The organism is Pseudomonas berkeleyensis, assembly GCF_014109765.1.
GTDB classification, from domain to species: Bacteria; Pseudomonadota; Gammaproteobacteria; order Pseudomonadales; family Pseudomonadaceae; genus Aquipseudomonas; species Aquipseudomonas berkeleyensis.
The window spans coordinates 3,209,285-3,227,423 of sequence record NZ_CP059139.1; the positions used below are offsets into that span (position 1 = coordinate 3,209,285).

The window sequence follows — 18,139 nt, forward strand, 5'->3', positions numbered from 1 at the left end:
CCACCTCCAGCAATTCTTGTCCGCCATATCGGCAGGTCAGTTCAGGACTGCCTGCTGGCGGTGTGACAGGCTAATTGACGGCCTCGTTCGAGTCGCCGTCACATCGCAGATCATGCACGGCCTGAATGAACGCGCGAATCTTGCCTGCATCCTTTATGCCTTTACTGGCCTCTATCCCACCGCTGACATCAACGGCATAGGGGCGCACCTGGCGAATCGCCAAGGCGACATTGCCTGCATCGAGGCCGCCGGCCAGGATGATCGGCTTGCCAGCATTTTCCGGCACCAGCGACCAGTCGAATGAAGCGCCTGTACCACCTGGCACACCCTCGACGAAGGTATCCAGCAAAATGCCCCGCGCACCGCTGTAGGGCGCCATGGCTGCCGACACGTCCTCACCGGGGCGAACCCGCAGCGCCTTGATGTAGGGGCGGCCATGGCCCTCACAATCGGCCGGCGACTCATCGCCGTGGAACTGCAACAGATCCAGCGGCAGACGCTGCAGCAACTGCTGCAACTCATCGCGCGGCATGTCGACGAACAGCCCCACAGTAGTCACGAACGGCGGCAACGCCTGCAAGATCGCGGCGGCCTGCTCGATGCTGACTGCTCGCGGGCTTTTCGCATAGAACACCAGACCGATGGCGTCAGCTCCCGCCGCCACCGCCGCAAGGGCATCCTCGATGCGGGTGATCCCACAAATCTTGCTGCGTACGACCGTCACGTTCACACCTCTCGCCATGCGGGTTCGGATGGTAGCAAAGGGTTATGGCTGTCGCACGTCCGGAAGGCCGGAGAGAAAATGCGGGCCGAGATAGCGCGGCGGCAACTCGAACTCTTCCGGGTAGTCGACCTGTACCAGATACAGACCATAAGGATGCGCAGTCACTCCACCGCTGTGCCTGTCACCACGCTCGAGCACCTCGCGCGCCCACTCCGGCGGCCGCTCACCCGCACCGATGGTCATCAACACGCCGGCGATGTTACGCACCATGTGGTGGAGAAAAGCATTGGCGCGAATATCCAGAACGATGAAGCGGCCATGCTCGATCAACTGCAGATGATGCACGGTCTTGACCGGCGATTTGGCCTGGCAACGCGTCGCCCGGAAAGCACTGAAATCATGCGTACCGACCAGTGCCTGGGAGGCTTCGCGCATGCGCGCCACATCCAGCGGCCGATGGTTCCAGGTCACTTCCTCGGCCATGTGCGCCGGGCGAATCGGGTCGTTGTAGATCACGTAGCGGTAACGCCGCGCCATGGCGGAGAAGCGCGCATGAAAATGCGCCGGCATCACCTTCGCCCAGGTCACACTGATGTCATTGGGCAGGTTCATGTTGGCGCCCATGATCCAGGCATGCAGCGAGCGCTCGACAGTGGTGTCGAAGTGCACCACCTGGCCACTGGAATGTACGGAGGCATCGGTACGACCCGCGCAGAGAATGCTCACTGGCGCACCACCGGCGACCTTGGACAAGGCCGCCTCCAGGTATCCCTGGATCGACGGAACGTTCGCGCTCTGGCGTTGGAAACCACGATAACGTGCGCCCTTGTATTCGAGGCCCAGGGCGATTCTGGAAAAGCCAGCGGCCGCCATTTCGGCGGCCGCTACAGGTACTGCGTCAGACATGTATCAATCAAACCATCTTGGCAATCATCTCGCGAGCTTCCTGCTGTTGGGCATCGCTGCCCTCGGCAATCACTTCATCAAGAATGTCACGTGCACCTTCGGTGTCACCCATGTCGATATAGGCCCGAGCCAAGTCCAGCTTGGTCGCGGTTTCATCAGTGCCGGACAGGAAGTCGAAGTCGTCGTCACCATCCAGATCGCTCGACAGGCTGTCGAACGACTGCGGCGCTGCATCCGGCTGCCCAAGGTCGCCTGACAGCTGATCCAGCTCTGCCGTCACTTCATCCAGCTGTGCGGCGAAACTATCGGTATTGGCAACAGGCTGCACTGGCGCCTCGTCTTCCAGAGAGAGATCGAAGTCTGCCGGCAGGTCGAGGTCGACCGCAGGGGTTTCGTCCGGCAGATCCAGGCCCAGATCACCCAGTTCATCTACAGGCTGGGCAGTTGCAGCGATGTCATCGTCGAGGCTCAGCAGGAAATCATCGGCTTCGTCACTCGCGGCCGGAGCGGGCTCGTCCAGATCGAGGCTGAATTCAGAGAGATCGCTCGCAGGCTGGGACAGCTCGACCTTGTCGTCATCCAGCGCCAGATCGAAGTCCAGATCATCGCTGGCGGTTGCCGGCGATGCAGTCGGCTCGTCGACCAGGCCGAAGTCCAGGTCATCGTCCAGCGACAAGGTCGTGGCGCCATCCTGAGCCGGCGACGCGTCACGCCCCAGATCGGACTCGAGATCATCCAGGCTCAGATCGAAGGCATCATCCATATTGTCGGCGGCAAGCGGAGCATCTTTGTTCGGCTCGTCCAGCGTCAGGTCATCGAGGCTGAACTCACCAAGGTCATCATCAGCTGCAGCAGCTGCAGCGACAGTGCCTGCGCCGACGAAGGCAGCCATAGCCGGGTACTTGGACTTCAACTGCTCAGCTTCGGCATTGACGCCACCAATTTCACGCAGCTCGTTGTCCTGACGGGCAAAGCCCTCACGATCCCCCAGCTCGGCATAGACCTCCATCAATTTCAGACGTAGGTCGCTGCGCTGCGGCTCGTCATTGATGGCGTTCTGTAGCAGCTCTGCTGCCTGGTTGAAACGACCATAGGCAATGTAGATATCCGCCTCACCCAAGGCATCGCCGGTTTGCGCCGTGACGCGCTCTTCGCCGGCGAGCGGGCTTGCCTGCTGAGCATCGTCGACCAGGTCGGCAAAGCTGTCTTCCGGCATATCGAGGTCAGAAGCGAAAGCGTCTTTCTCGGCCAGATCGTCGGCCAGTTCTTCATGCAGCTCGGCCTCTTTCATGGCATTGCGACGCGAAAGCGCCATCAACGCAACCAGCAACAGCAGCAACGCGCCACCGCCAGCCAGACCCAGGGTCATGGGGTTGGCCATCAGGTCGTCGACGAAGCTCTGCGGTGCTGGAGCAGGCGCCGGCGCTACCGGAGTGACTGGCTTGGCAGGCTGTTCGGCAGGAGCGACCGGCGCAACGGCATCAGCCGGCTCACTGGCCGGCTGTTCGGTGGCAGCGCTGTCTTCGACTGGCGCTGCGGGCTCCTCGGAGTAGTTATAGTCTGGTGCTGCCTCCTCAGGCGGCGAAGCAGGCGGAGTCGCAGCCTCCACAACGGGCGGCGCAGCCTCGGGAGCAGCAGCGGCGGGCTCTTCGGTGGCAACTGGCGCTGCCGGAGCGGCGGGAGCGCCAGCCATCTCGGCCTGCATCTTGGCCAGCTGGCTGTCCTTCAGTTCGATCAGGCGCTGCAGCTTGTCCAGCTGACTCTGCAGATCGCCAACACGGCTCTGCAGCTCGGCATTCTCACGACGGGTCGAATCGAGGCTTTCCTGGGTAACCGCCAGCTTGTCGGTCAGTGCCTTGCTATCGGCAGAACCCGCTTCACTGCCACGGGTAGAACGACCGGAGTCGCCAGCCACCAGCTTCAGGCTGTCGCCACTTTCAGCGGTTGCCGGCGCCGAGCCGGCGGTGGTGCGGCGGGTGGCGTCGAGCTGACGCGAAGCCACTGCACGGCCCTCACGCCAGGCCGCAGTCTGTTCCGCGACCTGAGCGATGGCCTCGGCATTGCTGCGACGGCGAATCTGCTGCTCATCAGGCAGACGCAGTACCTGGCCACTCTTCATGCGGTTGATGTTGCCGCCGATGAACGCATCAGGATTCAGATCCTGAATGGCCAGCATGGTCTGATTGACCGAACCACCACCGACACGCTGGGCGATTTCCCACAGCGTATCGTTGGCAGTGGTTCTGTATTCGTTGCCAGAAATGGAACGCGAAGCAGGTGCGGCCGGTGCTGGTGCAGCCGGACGTGGAGCGGGTGCAGGCGCCGCACTGCTAGGTGCGGGAGCGACGGACGGGCGCGGAGTGGGCGCCGGAGCTGCGATCGGCAATTGCGGGGCAGCAGCGGCAGTGGTTTGCGGGGAGTACAGCGGCGGATCGAGCAGCAGGGTGTATTCACGCAACAACCGACCATTCGGCCAGAGCACTTCCACCAGGAAGTTCAGATAAGGTTCACGTACTGCCTTGCTGGAAGTGACGCGAATCACGCTCTTGCCGTTGGGTTTGAGTACAGGCGTAAACTTCAGATCGGTCAGAAAGTATTGACGATCGACGCCAGCCTTAATGAATTCTTCAGGGGTCGCGAGGCTGGGAATGACTTCATTGGAGGCCAGGTCGCGCACCTCCAGCAGTTCAATTTCCGCTACCAACGGCTGATTCAGCGAGGACTGCAGGGTGACTTCACCCAACCCCAACGCATGCGCCATACCGGAAGACAGCGCCGAAGCAGCCGCAATTGCCAGCACCAGTTTGCGAACCCGAACCATAGCGTTATCCCTTGTTTTATCTTTTTTCTCGGCGCGCGAGAAGGTCTTGAGAATTGCCGCCTGCCTCCGTTCCAAGAACGGCTCCCCATTCAGCAATCAACTCAGCCAGTATTGCCAAGCTAGAAAGATTCTTCAAATTTCTAGGTAAGTATCTTTTACAGATAGTGTTTTATCAATAACTCGGCTATTTGCACAGCATTCAGGGCGGCGCCTTTTCTTACGTTATCAGACGCAATCCACAAATTGAGTTGCCGTGGATCACTTACTCCGGCACGAACGCGACCGACATACACCTGATCCTGCCCCACCGCATCGCCAACGGCCGTGGGGTAATCGCCCGCCTCCACCAGTTCTATACCTGTCGCGGCTTCCAGCGCCTGCTGAGCTGCCGTCACGTCAACTGGCGAATCGCATTGCACGCTGAGCGCCAGGCTGTCGCCGAAAAATACCGGCACCAGAGCGCAAGTTGCTGAAACTGACAAATCCGGCAACTCCAACAGTTGCGGCAATTCAGCAGCCAGACGTTTTTCGAGTTCAGCGTGCCCCTGTTCGTCAACGCCACCAACCTGCGCCAGCAGATTGAAGGCGACCTGGCGATCGACCCCCTTGGGCTCCAAGGGGCGTCCATTCAGCAACTCGGCGGTTTGTCGCGCCAACTCCTGCACGCCGCTACGACCAAGGGTGGACATCGACAACATGGCCGTGAGTTGCAATTGATGTGGCTGCACGACCGGGCGAAGCGCCGTCAATACCAGAGCGCATGCCACTGCAGAAGGCGTCGGCGCACTGACCTGAAAAGGCGCCTTCAGTACCGGCAAGCCTTCGCGCCCCAGTTCGGGCAATACACAAGGCGCTTGCGCCAGCGGCAAGGCTGCACTCATATCGATCAAGGAACAGCCAGCTGCCAGGGCGCGCTCATGGCATGCCTTCGTCACTTCGCTGCCAGCAGCGAAAAAAGCCAATTGCACCTGAGAGAAATCGAAAGCATCGAGCGAGCGAACCCGCACCTGACGCCCCCGAAAAGACAGGCTCTGCCCCGCCGACTCACTACTGGCCAGCAGATGCAGCTCCTTGACAGGAAACTCGCGCTCTTCGAGTAATTCGACCAGCGCCTCACCGACGCTACCGGTGGCGCCAATCAGGGCGATATTGATGGACTGGCTCATGGAATGGACCTGTGACGCAGAGGGAGCGGCACTGTAACCGCGCCCTCCCGCCCAAGCAATCGGGTTCGTCCCCAGAAAAGACAAAGCCCCTCTGCTGTTGCAGAAGGGCTTTGTTTTGACACTCGACGCCGGCTTTGCGCGCTTAGCGCTCCAGCAGAATCCGCAGCATGCGGCGCAGCGGCTCGGCTGCGCCCCACAACAGTTGATCGCCGACAGTGAAGGCACCCAGGTATTGCGACCCCATGTTCAGCTTGCGCAGACGACCGACCGGAACACTCAGGGTGCCAGTGACGGCGGTCGGGCCGAGGTCGCGAATGGAGTCTTCACGATGATTCGGCACCAGCTTGACCCAGGGGTTGTGCTGACTGATCAGGCCTTCGATATCGGCCATCGGCACGTCTTTGTTCAGCTTGATGGTCAGTGCCTGGCTGTGGCAACGCATGGCGCCGATGCGCACGCAGATACCGTCGACCGGGATCGGGTTCTTGAAACGACCGAGAATCTTGTTGGTTTCGGCCTGCGCCTTCCACTCTTCACGGCTCTGCCCGTTCGGCAGTTCCTTGTCGATGTACGGGATCAGGCTGCCAGCCAGCGGCACGCCGAAGTTGTCGACCGGGAAGCCTTCGCCACGCATGGCTTCAGCGACCTTGCGGTCAATATCCAGAATGGCGCTGGCCGGATCAGCCAGATCATCGGCGACAGCGCCATTGATCGCGCCCATCTGCTTGATCAGCTCGCGCATGTTCTGCGCACCGGCGCCCGAAGCGGCCTGATAGGTCATGGCGCTCATCCACTCGACCAAGCCGGCCTCGTACAGACCACCCAACGCCATCAGCATCAGGCTAACGGTGCAGTTGCCGCCGATGTAGTTCTTGCCACCGGCATCCAGCGCCTGGTCGATCACCTTGCGGTTGACCGGATCGAGCACGATCACCGAGCTGTCATCCATGCGCAGGCTGGAAGCAGCATCGATCCAGTAGCCCTGCCAGCCCGCTTCGCGCAGTTTGGGGAAGACTTCGTTGGTGTAGTCGCCACCCTGACAGGTCAGGATCACGTCCAGGCCCTTGAGGTCGTCAATGCTGTAGGCATCTTTCAGCGCAGCGATGTCCTTGCCAATGGCAGGGCCTTGGCCACCGACATTGGAAGTGGTGAAGAACACCGGCTCGATCAGGTCGAAGTCCCGCTCTTCCAGCATGCGCTGCATGAGCACGGAACCGACCATGCCACGCCAACCGATCAGACCTACACGTTTCATAACGACTACACCTATATAAACAGCCCGCCGGAACCACCCCGGCGGGGCTGGGAAGATTACAGACTACGCAGCGCTTCGACTACTGCATCACCCATCGCAGCAGTACCGACCTTGGTCTTGCCCTCGGACCAGATGTCACCAGTACGCAGGCCTTGATCCAGCACCAGGCTCACCGCTTGCTCGATGGCGTCGGCAGCAGCGACCTGGCCGAAGCTGTAACGCAGCATCATGGACACCGAGAGAATGGTGGCCAGCGGGTTGGCGATGCCCTTGCCGGCGATGTCCGGCGCAGAGCCGTGGCACGGCTCGTACATGCCCTTGTTGTTGGCGTCCAAGGATGCCGACGGCAGCATGCCAATGGAACCGGTCAGCATCGAAGCCTCGTCGGACAAAATGTCACCAAACATGTTGTCGGTGACCATTACGTCGAATTGCTTGGGCGCACGCACCAGTTGCATTGCGGCGTTGTCGACGTACATGTGGCTCAGCTCGACGTCCGGGTAGTCCTTGGCCACTTCCTCGACCACGGCGCGCCACAGCTGGCTGGACGCAAGGACGTTGGCCTTGTCCACCGAGCACAGCTTCTTGCCACGCACGCGCGCCATGTCGAAACCGACCTTGGCGATACGGCGGATTTCGCTCTCGCTGTACGGCAGCGTGTCGTAGGCCATGCGCTCGCCGTTTTCCAGCACCTTGCTCTCGCGCGGCTGACCGAAATAGATGCCACCGGTCAACTCACGCACGATGAGGATGTCCAGGCCAGCGACCACTTCCGGCTTGAGACTGGAAGCCTCGGCCAGTTGCGGGTAGAGGATGGCCGGACGCAGGTTGCCGAACAGACCCAGCTGCGAACGGATCTTCAGCAAGCCGCGCTCCGGGCGGATGGCCGGGTCGATGTTGTCCCACTTCGGACCGCCTACGGCGCCGAGCAGCACGGCATCGGCAGCGCGAGCACGCGCCAGGGTCTCGTCGGCCAGCGGTACGCCGTAGCGGTCGATAGCCGCACCACCCAGGTCATCGAAGCTCAATTCAAAGCCCAGGGAGAACTTGTCATTGGCCAGGTTCAGCACCTTCACGGCCTCGGCCATGATTTCCGGACCGATACCGTCGCCAGGGAGAACCAGAATCTGCTTGCTCATCACATCCTCGATACGCAGTAGGGTGCGCCGTGCGCACCTTTTAAATAGTGAGTCAGTCGGTGCGCGCAGCGCACCTACTTGATCGCGCCGAACAGCCAGGGGCTGCTCTGCTGATATTTGCCTTCGAACGCCTTGATCGCGTCCTGATCCTGCAGGGTCAGGCCGATGTCATCCAGGCCATTGAGCAGGCAGTGCTTGCGGAAAGCATCGATTTCGAAGCTGTACTGCACGCCATCCGGACGCGTCACGGTTTGCGCCTGCAGATCGACGGTCAGTTGATAACCCTCGGTCGCCTCGGCCTGTTCGAACAGCGCGTCGACCTCCTCGTCCTTGAGGACGATCGGCAGCAGGCCGTTCTTGAAGCTGTTGTTGAAGAAGATGTCGGCAAAGCTCGGCGCGATCACCGTGCGGAAGCCATACTCGTCCAGCGCCCACGGCGCATGTTCGCGGCTAGAACCGCAACCGAAGTTCTCGCGCGCCAGCAGCACGCTGGCGCCCTGATAACGCGGGAAGTTGAGCACGAACTCCTGGTTGATCGGGCGATTGGAGTTGTCCTGGTTCGGCTGGCCGATATCCAGATAACGCCACTCGTCGAACAGGTTCGGACCAAAACCGGTGCGCTTGATCGACTTGAGAAACTGCTTGGGAATGATCTGATCGGTGTCGACGTTGGCACGATCGAGCGGGCAGACCAGGCCGGTGTGTTGGGTAAAGGCTTTCATCTGTTTACTCCTCAGGCCTGGATCAATTCGCGCACATCGATGAAGCGACCGGTTACCGCGGCAGCGGCAGCCATGGCCGGGCTGACCAGGTGGGTACGACCACCCGCGCCCTGACGGCCTTCGAAGTTGCGGTTGGAGGTCGAGGCGCAATGCTCGCCGCTGCCCAGCTTGTCCGGGTTCATCGCCAGGCACATGGAGCAGCCCGGCTCACGCCATTCGAAACCGGCTTCGATGAAGATCTTGTCCAGCCCTTCCGCCTCGGCTTGCGCCTTGACCAGACCGGAGCCCGGCACCACCAGCGCCTGCTTGACGGTGCTGGCGACCTTGCGGCCCTTGGCCACCTCGGCGGCGGCGCGCAGGTCTTCGATGCGCGAGTTGGTGCATGAGCCGATGAACACGCGATCGAGCTGGATATCGGTGATCGGCTGGTTGGCGGTCAGGCCCATGTATTTCAGCGCGCGGGAGATGGAATCCTTCTTCACCGGGTCGGCTTCGACGGCCGGATCCGGCACGTTCTGGTCGACGGCCAGGACCATTTCGGGAGAGGTGCCCCAGCTGACCTGCGGCTTGATGTCCTCGGCACGCAGCTCAACCACGGTGTCGAACACCGCGTCGGCATCGGAGACCAGGTTCTGCCACTGCGCCACGGCCTTGTCCCAGTCGCTACCCTTGGGCGCGAACGGACGATCCTTGACGTAGGCGATGGTTTTCTCGTCCACCGCCACCAGGCCCACACGGGCGCCGGCTTCGATGGACATGTTGCAGATAGTCATGCGCCCTTCCAGCGACAGGTCGCGAATCGCGCTGCCGGCGAACTCCAGGGCATGGCCATTGCCGCCAGCGGTACCGATCTTGCCGATCACCGCGAGCACGATGTCCTTGGCGGTGACGCCGAACGGCAGCTTGCCTTCGACGCGCACCTGCATGTTCTTCATTTTCTTGGCCACCAGACACTGGGTGGCGAGCACGTGCTCGACCTCGGAGGTGCCGATGCCATGAGCCAGGGCACCGAAGGCGCCATGGGTGGAGGTGTGCGAGTCGCCGCAAACGACGGTCATGCCCGGCAAGGTAGCGCCCTGCTCCGGGCCGACCACGTGGACGATGCCCTGGCGCACGTCGTTCATCTTGAACTCGAGGATGCCGAAGTCATCGCAGTTCTCGTCCAGGGTCTGTACCTGAATGCGCGAAACTTCGTCGGCGATGGCTTCGAGGCCACCCTGACGCTCGGCCTTGGTGGTCGGCACGTTGTGATCCGGGGTGGCGATGTTGGCGTCGATGCGCCACGGCTTGCGCCCAGCCAGACGCAGGCCTTCGAAAGCCTGCGGCGAGGTCACTTCGTGAAGAATGTGACGATCGATGTAGATCAGCGAGGAACCGTCGTCACGACGTTTCACTTCGTGCATTTCCCAGAGCTTGTCGTAGAGCGTCTTGCCAGTCATCAGCCTTACCTCATCAGCGCTTTTCGGACACTTCCGGGACTGCCTGCGTTATCACCGCCTGGCGTCGGAAGTGCCCTTTTCTATGCCAGGGCGAAAATGGCCCTTCGGCTTATGAGGAGAATGCTATGGCCGGGCACGAAATAACTCAAATTCATATTTTTTATTCAAAGGATTCCCCGATGGAATGTATGCTCAGGGCATCCTTCCATTCGCGGAGCGCTTCATGGATCTGGCCAACCTCAATGCCTTTATCGCCATCGCCGAAACCGGCAGCTTTTCCGAAGCTGGCGAACGCCTGCACCTGACCCAGCCAGCCGTGAGCAAGCGCATTGCCGGCCTGGAACAGCAACTGGGCGTGCGCCTGTTCGACCGACTCGGCCGCGAAATCGGCCTCACCCAGGCCGGCCGCGCCCTGCTGCCGCGTGCTTACCAGATACTCAACGTACTGGACGACACGCGCCGCGCGCTGACCAACCTGTCGGGTGAAGTCAGCGGCCGCCTGACCCTCGCCACCAGCCACCATATCGGCCTGCATCGCCTCCCTGCCCTGTTGCGCGCCTTTACCCGCGCCCACCCGCAGGTGGCACTGGATATCCAGTTTCTCGATTCGGAAGTGGCGTACGAAGAAGTCCTGCATGGCCGCGCCGAACTGGCGGTGATCACCCTCGCCCCGGAAACCCGCGAGCCGATCCGCGCCGTCGCGGTCTGGGACGACCCGCTGGATTTCGTCGCAGCGCCGGAGCACCCCCTGGCACGCAGTCAGGTAATCAGCCTGGCCGATGTCGCCCAGCACCCGGCGGTATTCCCTGGCGGCAACACCTTTACCCATCACATTGTCCAGCGCCTGTTCGAAGCCCAGGGCCTGACGCCCAATATCGCCATGAGCACCAACTACCTGGAAACCATCAAGATGATGGTCTCCATCGGCCTGGCCTGGAGCGTGCTGCCACGCACCATGCTTGACGACCAGGTGGCGCGCTTGCCGATACCGGGCATACAGCTGACCCGCCAACTAGGCTACATCCTGCATACCGAACGAACCCTGTCGAATGCCGCACGCGCCTTCATGGATCTGCTCGACAGCCAGCGGGACGATCTTGCGTAGGCAATCGACCTGACGCTAACGTGGCACTACTAAGGATAAGAAAGCCCCCTGCATGCCTCTAAGAACCTGATCACGATCTGCTGCGCGTCGGCCCTACTGCGTTAAAAACAGGCTCGGAATGCTCACTTACGGCTCGTAAATTCCGCTTCCTCGCCAGTTTTTGCCTTGTATGGCTCTAGCTCGCAAGAACGTGAACAGGTTCTAACGCCCGTAACGCGCATCGCGCCTATCAGAGGAAGGTCAGGACATGGCCAGATCGACTGACCAGACTCCGCCCCTGCCGCACATACCGGCGATGGATCCCGCCGAATTCGAGCAAACCTGGCAAGACGCGCCGCGTCTGCTGGCCGCGCTCAACGGCGCACATCTGGGCACCTGGTACTGGGACATTCGCAGCGGCCAGGTGAACTGGTCGCGCGGCGCCCAGGCGCTGTTCGGCCTCGACCCCAACCGCCCGGTCACCCGCGAGCTGAATTACATCGAGCTGATTCCCGAAGAGGAACGCGCGGAAGTCCTGGCAACCTTCCACGCCATTCTCCAGGGCGAGCAGATCACCAATGCGCTGCGGCATCGCATCCGCTGGCCCGATGGCAGCCTGCACTGGTTGGAGATCACCGGCAGCCTGCAGTACGAAGCCGACGGGCGGCCACGCATGTTCGGTGTGATCCGTGACATCAGCGCCCAACAGGAGCGCGCCGAGGCGCTACGCGCATCGGAAGAACGCTTCGTCAGCCTGTTCCGTCTGAGCCCGGACATCATGATGCTGGTGCGCTACGACAACAGCGAAATCATCGAGGTCAATCAGCACTTCACCCAGGCCTTTGGCTGGACTGCCAGCGACATTCTCGGCCGCCCCACTCATGAGTTGAATCTCTGGGTACACGCCCAGCAACGCGACCACCTGCGCCAGCAGGCACCGCAAAGCCGGGAACCGGTGATTCAGGAAGTGCAGTTACGCACGCGCAGCGGCGACATCCTCGACGGCGTGCTATCGAGCCAGTACATCGAACTGCAGGGCGATCGCCTGATGCTCTGCACATTCCTCGACACCAGCGCGCGCAAACGTGCCGAGAATGCCCTGCGCTTCAGCGAGGAGAAGTTCGCCAAGGCCTTCATGCACACCCCCGACGCGGTCTCCATCACCGAACGCGCCACGGGCCGCTTCATCGAGGTCAACCCCAGCTTCGAGCAGCAGTTCGGCTGGAGCTGCGCCGAAGCCGTCGGCCGTACCTCGCTGGAGCTGGGCATCTGGGCCGCCCCCGAAGACCGCCAGCGCATGCTCGAAGCCCTGCGCACCGGCCATCTGAACAACCTCGAAGTACGCCTGCTCAGCCGCGACGGCAAGGCCAGCATCAACCTCCTGTTCGGCGGCGAGATCGAACTCGATGGCAAAACCTGCCTGGTACTCACCGTGCGCAACATCACCGAACAGCGCACGCAGGAACTGGCGTTGCAGGAGAGCAAGCAGCGCCTGAAACTGGCGCTGGAATCCGCCGATCTCGGCACCTGGGACTGGCACATTCCTACCCGCCGCCTGTTCGCCAGCGCTCGCGCCTCGCAACTGCAGGGGTTGGAGCCGGTACCATTCGAGAGTGATTTCCTGGCGTTCTTCCGCCAGGTGCCCATGGAGGATCGCCAGAGCCTTCGCCAGAGCTACCTGCGGCTGGTCGAACAGGGCAAAACCCATTATCAGGTGACCTATCGGGTACAGCAGGGCAAGGGCGACCTGCGCTTTCTGGAAAGCACCGCCAAACTGCAGTTGGACGCAGCCGGCCAGCCGCTGCGCATGGTCGGCACGCTGGTGGACATCAGCGAACGCGTGGAGCGCGAGCAGCGCCTGAAAGGCTCCGAGGAAAAGTTCGCCAAGGCCTTCCACTCCAGCCCGGACGCCATCACCATCACCGAGCGCGACACCGGGCGCTACATCGAGGTCAACGAAGGTTTTACCCGCATTACCGGCTACCAGGCCTGGGAAGTGGTAGGCCGCACCGTGCATGAACTGAACATCTGGGCTTACCCCGAAGAACGCACGCAGATGATCGAACACCTGCTGCAGCACGGCCAGGTTCTGCGCATGGAGATGCACGGGCAGCACCGCGAAGGCGAAGTGCGCCTGGTGGACGTTTCCGTACAACCGATCGAACTCAACGGCGTGCCCTGCCTGCTGCTCACCGCGCGCGACATCAGCGAACTGAAGCAGGCGCAGGCGCAGGTGCAGCACCTGGCTTATCACGACGCGCTGACCAACCTGCCCAATCGCGCCCTGCTGATGGATCGCCTGACCCAGCAGATTTCCCTGCTCAAACGCCACGAACTGCGCGGCGCCCTGCTGTTTCTCGACCTCGACCACTTCAAGCACATCAACGACTCGCTCGGCCATCCGGTCGGCGATAGCGTGCTGCGCCTGGTCACCGCGCGCCTGGAAGCCAGCGTGCGCCTGGAAGACACCGTGGCGCGTCTCGGCGGCGATGAGTTCGTCGTGCTGCTGTCCGGCCTGGAAGGTAAACGCTCGGAAGTGACCCGCCACGTGCGCCAGGTCGCCGACAAGCTACGCCAGTTGCTGGCCGAGCCAATGCTGCTGGACGGCCACCGGCTGCAGGTCACGCCCAGTATCGGCGTCGCACTGATTCCCGACCACGGCAATACCCCGGCGGATCTGCTCAAGCGCGCCGATATCGCCCTCTATCGCGCCAAGGACTCCGGGCGCAACGCCATCCAGCTGTTTCGCACCACCATGCAGGACGCTGCCAGCGCGCGCTTGCGCCTGGAGAACGACCTGCGCCTGGCTCTGGCCCGCGGTGAATTCGAACTGCACTTCCAGCCCCAGGTCGATGCTCGCGATGGTCAGGTGGTCGGCGCCGAGGCCCTGTTGCGCTGGCAACATCCGCAGTTGGGCGCGCAATCGCCCGCCCAGTTCATTCAGGTACTCGAAGAAAGCGGCCTGATCGTCGAAGTCGGCGGCTGGGTGCTGGTCGAAGCCTGCCATTTCTGCTCGCGCCTGATGGCCGATGGATTGATCGACGGCGAGCGCTTCAGCCTGTGCGTCAACATCAGCCCGCGACAATTTCGCCAGCACGACTTCGTCGACCGAGTCGCCAGCAGCCTGCGCAACAGCCAGCTACCCAACGCCATGCTCAAACTGGAGATCACCGAAGGCATCGTCATCCAGAACATCGACGACACCGTCGGCAAGATGCTGCGCCTGAAAAAGCATGGTGTGAGCTTCGCCATGGACGACTTTGGTACCGGCTACAGCTCGCTGACCTACCTCAAGCGCCTGCCGGTGGACATGCTGAAGATCGACCAGTCGTTCGTGCGCGACGCGACCTGCGACCCTAACGACGCAGAGATCATCCGCGCCATCGTCGCCATGGCACGCAGCCTGGGGCTGGCACTGATCGCCGAGGGCGTGGAGCAACAGGATCAACTGGACTTTCTACAAGCGCAGGGTTGCCACCTCTACCAGGGCTATCTGTTCAGCAGGCCGCTGCCACAGGAGGCGTTTCGCGAGCTGCTGGACAAACAGCGTCGAAAACCGGCCAGTTGAACACTCCAGAGCGAATGAAAGCGCACGGCTGAAACGAAGAAGGCGCCCCGCAGGGCGCCTTCTGGTCATGCATCCATCACTGTCCGCTTTCCAACGCCGGGCGCTGGTTGCCGATGGGGATGCGCTTGGCCTTGGCCTCTTCCGGCACGATACGCTCCAGCTCGACATGGAGCAGACCGTTGGCCAGGTTAGCGCCTTTGACCTCGATATGATCCGCCAGGCGGAACGACAGCTTGAACGCACGCTGGGCGATGCCCTGATGCAGATAGCTGATGCTCTCGGCGCTGCGATCACGCTTGTTGCCCACCACGGTCAACACGTCGCGCTCGACTTGCAGCTCCAGGTCATCTTCCTGGAAACCGGCAGCAGCCACCACGATGCGGTAGTGATCCTCGCCGTGCTTCTCGACGTTGTAGGGTGGGTAGGAGCTGCCAGCATCATTGCTACGCAGGGCAGACTCGAAAAGATCGTTGAAACGGTCAAAACCGACAGACTGGCGGAACAGAGGGGCCAGAGACAGAACGTTGCTCATGAATATTCTCCTGAAATTTCAGCAAGTGTCATAGTGCGGAACCCGACTTCGGCATCCCGCAGTCACTTATCTGAGGTCGGTCGGAAAATTTTCAAGAGTAAAAAAACAATAGGGTTCGCCGTGCGCACCAACGTTTGACAGGCGGTGCGCACAGCGCCCCCTACACGGAGAACGCCAGCAACTGGTCAATGCGCGCGCAATCCTGCTCACGCCGCACCTCGGCGAACAGCGCCACGGCCTCCGGATAGGTGCGCGTAAGCATCGCCAGCCACTGCTTCAAACGCCCCGGCGCGTAGCGCGGCGCCAACTTGCGCCGCGCCTGCTGCCAGAAATCGAGCAACAGGGGCTGCAGTTCGGCCCAGCTCATTTCCTGCGGCGCCTCACCGGCCCTGACCGCCGCAATCTGTCGCGCCAGCCCCGGGCGAGACACCAATCCGCGGCCCAGCATGATGTCATCCACGCCACTGATTTCGCGGCAGCGGCGCCAATCTTCCAGCGTCCACACCTCGCCATTGGCGAATACCGGTACACCAACCACATCCTGCACCCGCGCCACCCACTCCCAATGCGCCGGTGGTTTGTAGCCCTCTACCTTGGTGCGCGCATGCACGACGATCTGGCTGGCCCCGCCCTCGGCGAGTGCGCGCGCGCAATCCAGCGCGCCCTCCTTGCCTTCGAAGCCCAGACGCATCTTGGCCGTGACAGGAATCTCGGCCGGCACCGTGCGCCGCACTTCGCGGACGATGGCGTGCAACAACTCCGGCTCCTTGAGCAGCACCGCACCGCCGCGCGACTTGTTCACCGTCTTGGCCGGGCAACCGAAATTGAGGTCGATCACCGGCGCGCCAAGGCTGCAGGCAAAAGCGGCGTTGTCGGCCAGGCATTGCGGGTCGGAGCCGAGAAACTGCACGCGCATCGGCGTGCCAGCTTGCGTGCGAGCGTCGGTGAAGAGTTCAGGAGCGAGCTTGTGATAGGTGGCAGCCGGCAACAAACGCTCGCTGACTCGAATGAACTCGGTCACGCACCAGTCGATGCCACCGACGCGGGTCAGTACATCGCGCAGAATCTCGTCGACCAACCCCTCCATGGGCGCCAGGGCGATTTGCATGAGCTTGTCCGGAAAAATGGGGCGCACAGTTTAAGGGGGCGCACGCGCCGCGCAAGATGGGCCACACTGGCCACATCGCCAAAACAGGAGACGCGCCATGCGCCATCTCGCGCTAATTGCTCTCGGCCTGTGCTGCATGAACCTACAAGCCAGCGACGGGCTGTCTGCTGCTATCGAACCGGCGCCCGCAGATCCAGTGGCCGACGCCCCGGCCCGGCTGATCTTCAGCCGGGACAACAACGCGCCGAACGCCTGCGACGTGGAGCTCTACGTCAACCAGCAGGTGGTAGCGAAGCTGGGGCCCGGCGAACACACCAGTCTGGATCTGCCCAGTGGCGAACTGAGCGTGGCCGCCGCCATTTCACCAGACGGCTATTGCGGTGGTCGCGGGCCGGATGTCGCGCAGTCGGTCATCCTGCGCCCCGGCGAAACTCGCCAGTTCGCCGTCACGGTCGAACCGGAGCAGGTATTTCTCGCGCCAGTGCTCGACTGATCGCCGTTACAGCTCCGGCGGTAACAACGCCTTGCCGTAACCCTCGACGAACTCCGCAGGCATGCGCTTGGGACGCCCACTGGAAAGCTCGATGCAGACGAAGGTGGTCTTGGCCCGCAACAGCGTTGCCCCGTCTTCGGGGCGTACCAGTTGAAAGCGTCGATCCATCTTCAGGCGTTGATCGGACTCGACGATCCAGGTCGCCATCTGCAGATCCTGCCCTTCATAAGCACTGGCCAGATAATCGATCTCGTGGCGCACCACGGCCATGGCACGATCCAGGCGACGGTATTCGACCAGATCCAGCCCAAGAAACTGCGAATGACGCCAGGCGCAGCGCTCCAGCCAACTGACATACACCGCATTGTTGGCGTGACCGAGCCCATCGATATCATCAGCGCCGACCTGGATGTCGATGACAAAAGGGCTTGGCAGATCCCAATTCATGGTTGCGCCTCCAGGCTGGCAGCCAACGCACGCGCCTCAGCGGCAAGCTGGGTTATCTGATCCCAGGCGCGGGCACGCACCAGATTGCTCGGCGCCACCCAGGTTCCACCCACGCAGGCGACATTGGGCAGACGCAGGAAACTCAGCAGGTTGTCAGCCGTGACGCCGCCCGTCGGGCAGAAACGAATACCCGTGAACGGCCCCTTGAAGCTTTTGAGCATCTTCACGCTGGAGGCACCATCGGCCGGGAACAGCTTGAGCGAGCGATAACCATGCTCCAGCGCCAGTAGCACCTCGGAAGGTGTCATCACCCCCGGCAAATAGGGCAGCGCCGCATCTTCCGCCGCCAACGCCAAGCGCTCGGTGAACCCCGGACTCACCGCGAACTGCGCCCCGGCATCGCGCGCCTCCTGAAACTGCTCGGTGTGGATCAGCGTGCCGGCGCCGACCAGCAACTGCGGCAGCTCACGGCGGATGGCAGCCAGCGCATCCAGCGCCCGCGGTGTACGCAAGGTCACTTCCAGCACGGTTATCCCTCCATCCTGCAGCGCCCGAGCGAGATCCAGCGCCAGCTCGATTTCCTCGATCACCAGAACGGGCATTACCGGGCGGGCCTGGCGCAGCACCTCATCCATCGTCAGCTTCATTTCTCAACTCCCAGGTCGGCGTCACATCGACGGGCGGACTCCCCCGCCAATGCCGCGCATGATACGCCGCTGTTTTTTTCTCTGCAGC

Annotated in this window: 15 protein-coding genes; 3 read left to right on the forward strand and 12 right to left on the reverse strand. The window is 62.1% G+C overall.

Features of this window, described 5'->3' with window-relative positions; genetic code table 11:
• Nucleotides 1–70 precede the first annotated feature (70 nt).
• The 8 genes from HS968_RS14930 to leuC form a co-directional block, all read right to left on the reverse strand.
• Entirely contained in the window at nucleotides 71–742 is a 672-nt protein-coding gene (locus HS968_RS14930; protein WP_182366816.1) for a phosphoribosylanthranilate isomerase, read from the reverse strand.
• A 24-nt stretch (nucleotides 743–766) separates the two neighbouring features.
• Complete coding sequence (gene truA, locus HS968_RS14935; protein ID WP_182366818.1) at nucleotides 767–1,630, reverse strand: tRNA pseudouridine(38-40) synthase TruA; 864 nt, start codon at nucleotides 1,628–1,630, stop codon at nucleotides 767–769.
• A 7-nt stretch (nucleotides 1,631–1,637) separates the two neighbouring features.
• Nucleotides 1,638–4,451 carry a FimV family protein gene (locus HS968_RS14940; RefSeq protein WP_182366821.1) on the reverse strand — a complete coding sequence of 938 codons (2,814 nt, stop codon included), beginning with the start codon at nucleotides 4,449–4,451 and terminating at the stop codon, nucleotides 1,638–1,640.
• 155 nt (nucleotides 4,452–4,606) lie between these two features.
• On the reverse strand, nucleotides 4,607–5,617 hold the full coding sequence (locus HS968_RS14945) for an aspartate-semialdehyde dehydrogenase (RefSeq protein WP_182366824.1): 1,011 nt from the start codon (nucleotides 5,615–5,617) through the stop codon (nucleotides 4,607–4,609).
• 142 nt (nucleotides 5,618–5,759) lie between these two features.
• Nucleotides 5,760–6,872 (reverse strand): aspartate-semialdehyde dehydrogenase, encoded by a 1,113-nt coding sequence (asd, locus tag HS968_RS14950; protein ID WP_106740393.1) that lies wholly within the window; start codon nucleotides 6,870–6,872, stop codon nucleotides 5,760–5,762.
• A 56-nt stretch (nucleotides 6,873–6,928) separates the two neighbouring features.
• Nucleotides 6,929–8,011 carry a 3-isopropylmalate dehydrogenase gene (gene leuB / locus HS968_RS14955; protein WP_182366827.1) on the reverse strand — a complete coding sequence of 361 codons (1,083 nt, stop codon included), beginning with the start codon at nucleotides 8,009–8,011 and terminating at the stop codon, nucleotides 6,929–6,931.
• A 74-nt stretch (nucleotides 8,012–8,085) separates the two neighbouring features.
• Nucleotides 8,086–8,733 carry a 3-isopropylmalate dehydratase small subunit gene (gene leuD, locus HS968_RS14960; protein WP_182366830.1) on the reverse strand — a complete coding sequence of 216 codons (648 nt, stop codon included), beginning with the start codon at nucleotides 8,731–8,733 and terminating at the stop codon, nucleotides 8,086–8,088.
• Nucleotides 8,734–8,744: 11 nt separating this feature from the next.
• Nucleotides 8,745–10,172 (reverse strand): 3-isopropylmalate dehydratase large subunit, encoded by a 1,428-nt coding sequence (gene leuC / locus HS968_RS14965; protein WP_182366833.1) that lies wholly within the window; start codon nucleotides 10,170–10,172, stop codon nucleotides 8,745–8,747.
• Between the two features lie 223 nt (nucleotides 10,173–10,395).
• On the opposite strand from leuC, the gene HS968_RS14970 reads away from it, so the two are divergent.
• Nucleotides 10,396–11,277 (forward strand): LysR family transcriptional regulator, encoded by an 882-nt coding sequence (locus tag HS968_RS14970; RefSeq protein WP_003461102.1) that lies wholly within the window; start codon nucleotides 10,396–10,398, stop codon nucleotides 11,275–11,277.
• A 247-nt stretch (nucleotides 11,278–11,524) separates the two neighbouring features.
• Complete coding sequence (locus tag HS968_RS14975; protein WP_182366836.1) at nucleotides 11,525–14,824, forward strand: sensor domain-containing protein; 3,300 nt, start codon at nucleotides 11,525–11,527, stop codon at nucleotides 14,822–14,824.
• Nucleotides 14,825–14,900: 76 nt separating this feature from the next.
• On the opposite strand, the gene HS968_RS14980 is transcribed toward HS968_RS14975, so the two are convergent.
• A complete protein-coding gene (locus HS968_RS14980; RefSeq protein WP_106740380.1) occupies nucleotides 14,901–15,356 on the reverse strand; it encodes an Hsp20 family protein in 456 nt (151 codons plus the stop codon).
• Nucleotides 15,357–15,516: 160 nt separating this feature from the next.
• Nucleotides 15,517–16,464, reverse strand: a complete 948-nt coding sequence (locus tag HS968_RS14985; protein WP_182366839.1) for a tRNA dihydrouridine synthase — start codon at nucleotides 16,462–16,464, stop codon at nucleotides 15,517–15,519.
• A 97-nt stretch (nucleotides 16,465–16,561) separates the two neighbouring features.
• On the opposite strand from HS968_RS14985, the gene HS968_RS14990 reads away from it, so the two are divergent.
• On the forward strand, nucleotides 16,562–16,957 hold the full coding sequence (locus tag HS968_RS14990) for a hypothetical protein (protein ID WP_182366841.1): 396 nt from the start codon (nucleotides 16,562–16,564) through the stop codon (nucleotides 16,955–16,957).
• Nucleotides 16,958–16,963: 6 nt separating this feature from the next.
• On the opposite strand, the gene HS968_RS14995 is transcribed toward HS968_RS14990, so the two are convergent.
• Nucleotides 16,964–17,404 (reverse strand): acyl-CoA thioesterase, encoded by a 441-nt coding sequence (locus HS968_RS14995; RefSeq protein WP_119691601.1) that lies wholly within the window; start codon nucleotides 17,402–17,404, stop codon nucleotides 16,964–16,966.
• Nucleotides 17,401–18,051, reverse strand: coding sequence for a bifunctional 4-hydroxy-2-oxoglutarate aldolase/2-dehydro-3-deoxy-phosphogluconate aldolase (locus HS968_RS15000; protein WP_119691602.1), 651 nt, complete (start codon nucleotides 18,049–18,051; stop codon nucleotides 17,401–17,403). Before HS968_RS15000 ends, HS968_RS14995 begins: the two co-directional genes overlap by 4 nt.
• Between the last annotated feature and the right edge of the window lie 88 nt (nucleotides 18,052–18,139).

What these genes read in the sequence shown, in the direction of transcription:
- HS968_RS14945 (WP_182366824.1), bottom strand. Translation starts at nt 5,617, where the DNA reads ATGAGCCAGTCCATCAATATCGCCCTGATTGGCGCCACCGGTAGCGTC.
- HS968_RS14995 (WP_119691601.1), bottom strand. Translation starts at nt 17,404, where the DNA reads ATGAATTGGGATCTGCCAAGCCCTTTTGTCATCGACATCCAGGTCGGC.
- HS968_RS14980 (WP_106740380.1), bottom strand. Translation starts at nt 15,356, where the DNA reads ATGAGCAACGTTCTGTCTCTGGCCCCTCTGTTCCGCCAGTCTGTCGGT.
- HS968_RS14985 (WP_182366839.1), bottom strand. Translation starts at nt 16,464, where the DNA reads ATGCAAATCGCCCTGGCGCCCATGGAGGGGTTGGTCGACGAGATTCTG.
- HS968_RS14930 (WP_182366816.1), bottom strand. Translation starts at nt 742, where the DNA reads ATGGCGAGAGGTGTGAACGTGACGGTCGTACGCAGCAAGATTTGTGGG.
- truA (WP_182366818.1), bottom strand. Translation starts at nt 1,630, where the DNA reads ATGTCTGACGCAGTACCTGTAGCGGCCGCCGAAATGGCGGCCGCTGGC.
- leuC (WP_182366833.1), bottom strand. Translation starts at nt 10,172, where the DNA reads ATGACTGGCAAGACGCTCTACGACAAGCTCTGGGAAATGCACGAAGTG.
- HS968_RS14940 (WP_182366821.1), bottom strand. Translation starts at nt 4,451, where the DNA reads ATGGTTCGGGTTCGCAAACTGGTGCTGGCAATTGCGGCTGCTTCGGCG.
- HS968_RS14970 (WP_003461102.1), top strand. Translation starts at nt 10,396, where the DNA reads ATGGATCTGGCCAACCTCAATGCCTTTATCGCCATCGCCGAAACCGGC.
- leuB (WP_182366827.1), bottom strand. Translation starts at nt 8,011, where the DNA reads ATGAGCAAGCAGATTCTGGTTCTCCCTGGCGACGGTATCGGTCCGGAA.
- HS968_RS14975 (WP_182366836.1), top strand. Translation starts at nt 11,525, where the DNA reads ATGGCCAGATCGACTGACCAGACTCCGCCCCTGCCGCACATACCGGCG.
- HS968_RS15000 (WP_119691602.1), bottom strand. Translation starts at nt 18,051, where the DNA reads ATGAAGCTGACGATGGATGAGGTGCTGCGCCAGGCCCGCCCGGTAATG.
- HS968_RS14990 (WP_182366841.1), top strand. Translation starts at nt 16,562, where the DNA reads ATGCGCCATCTCGCGCTAATTGCTCTCGGCCTGTGCTGCATGAACCTA.
- asd (WP_106740393.1), bottom strand. Translation starts at nt 6,872, where the DNA reads ATGAAACGTGTAGGTCTGATCGGTTGGCGTGGCATGGTCGGTTCCGTG.
- leuD (WP_182366830.1), bottom strand. Translation starts at nt 8,733, where the DNA reads ATGAAAGCCTTTACCCAACACACCGGCCTGGTCTGCCCGCTCGATCGT.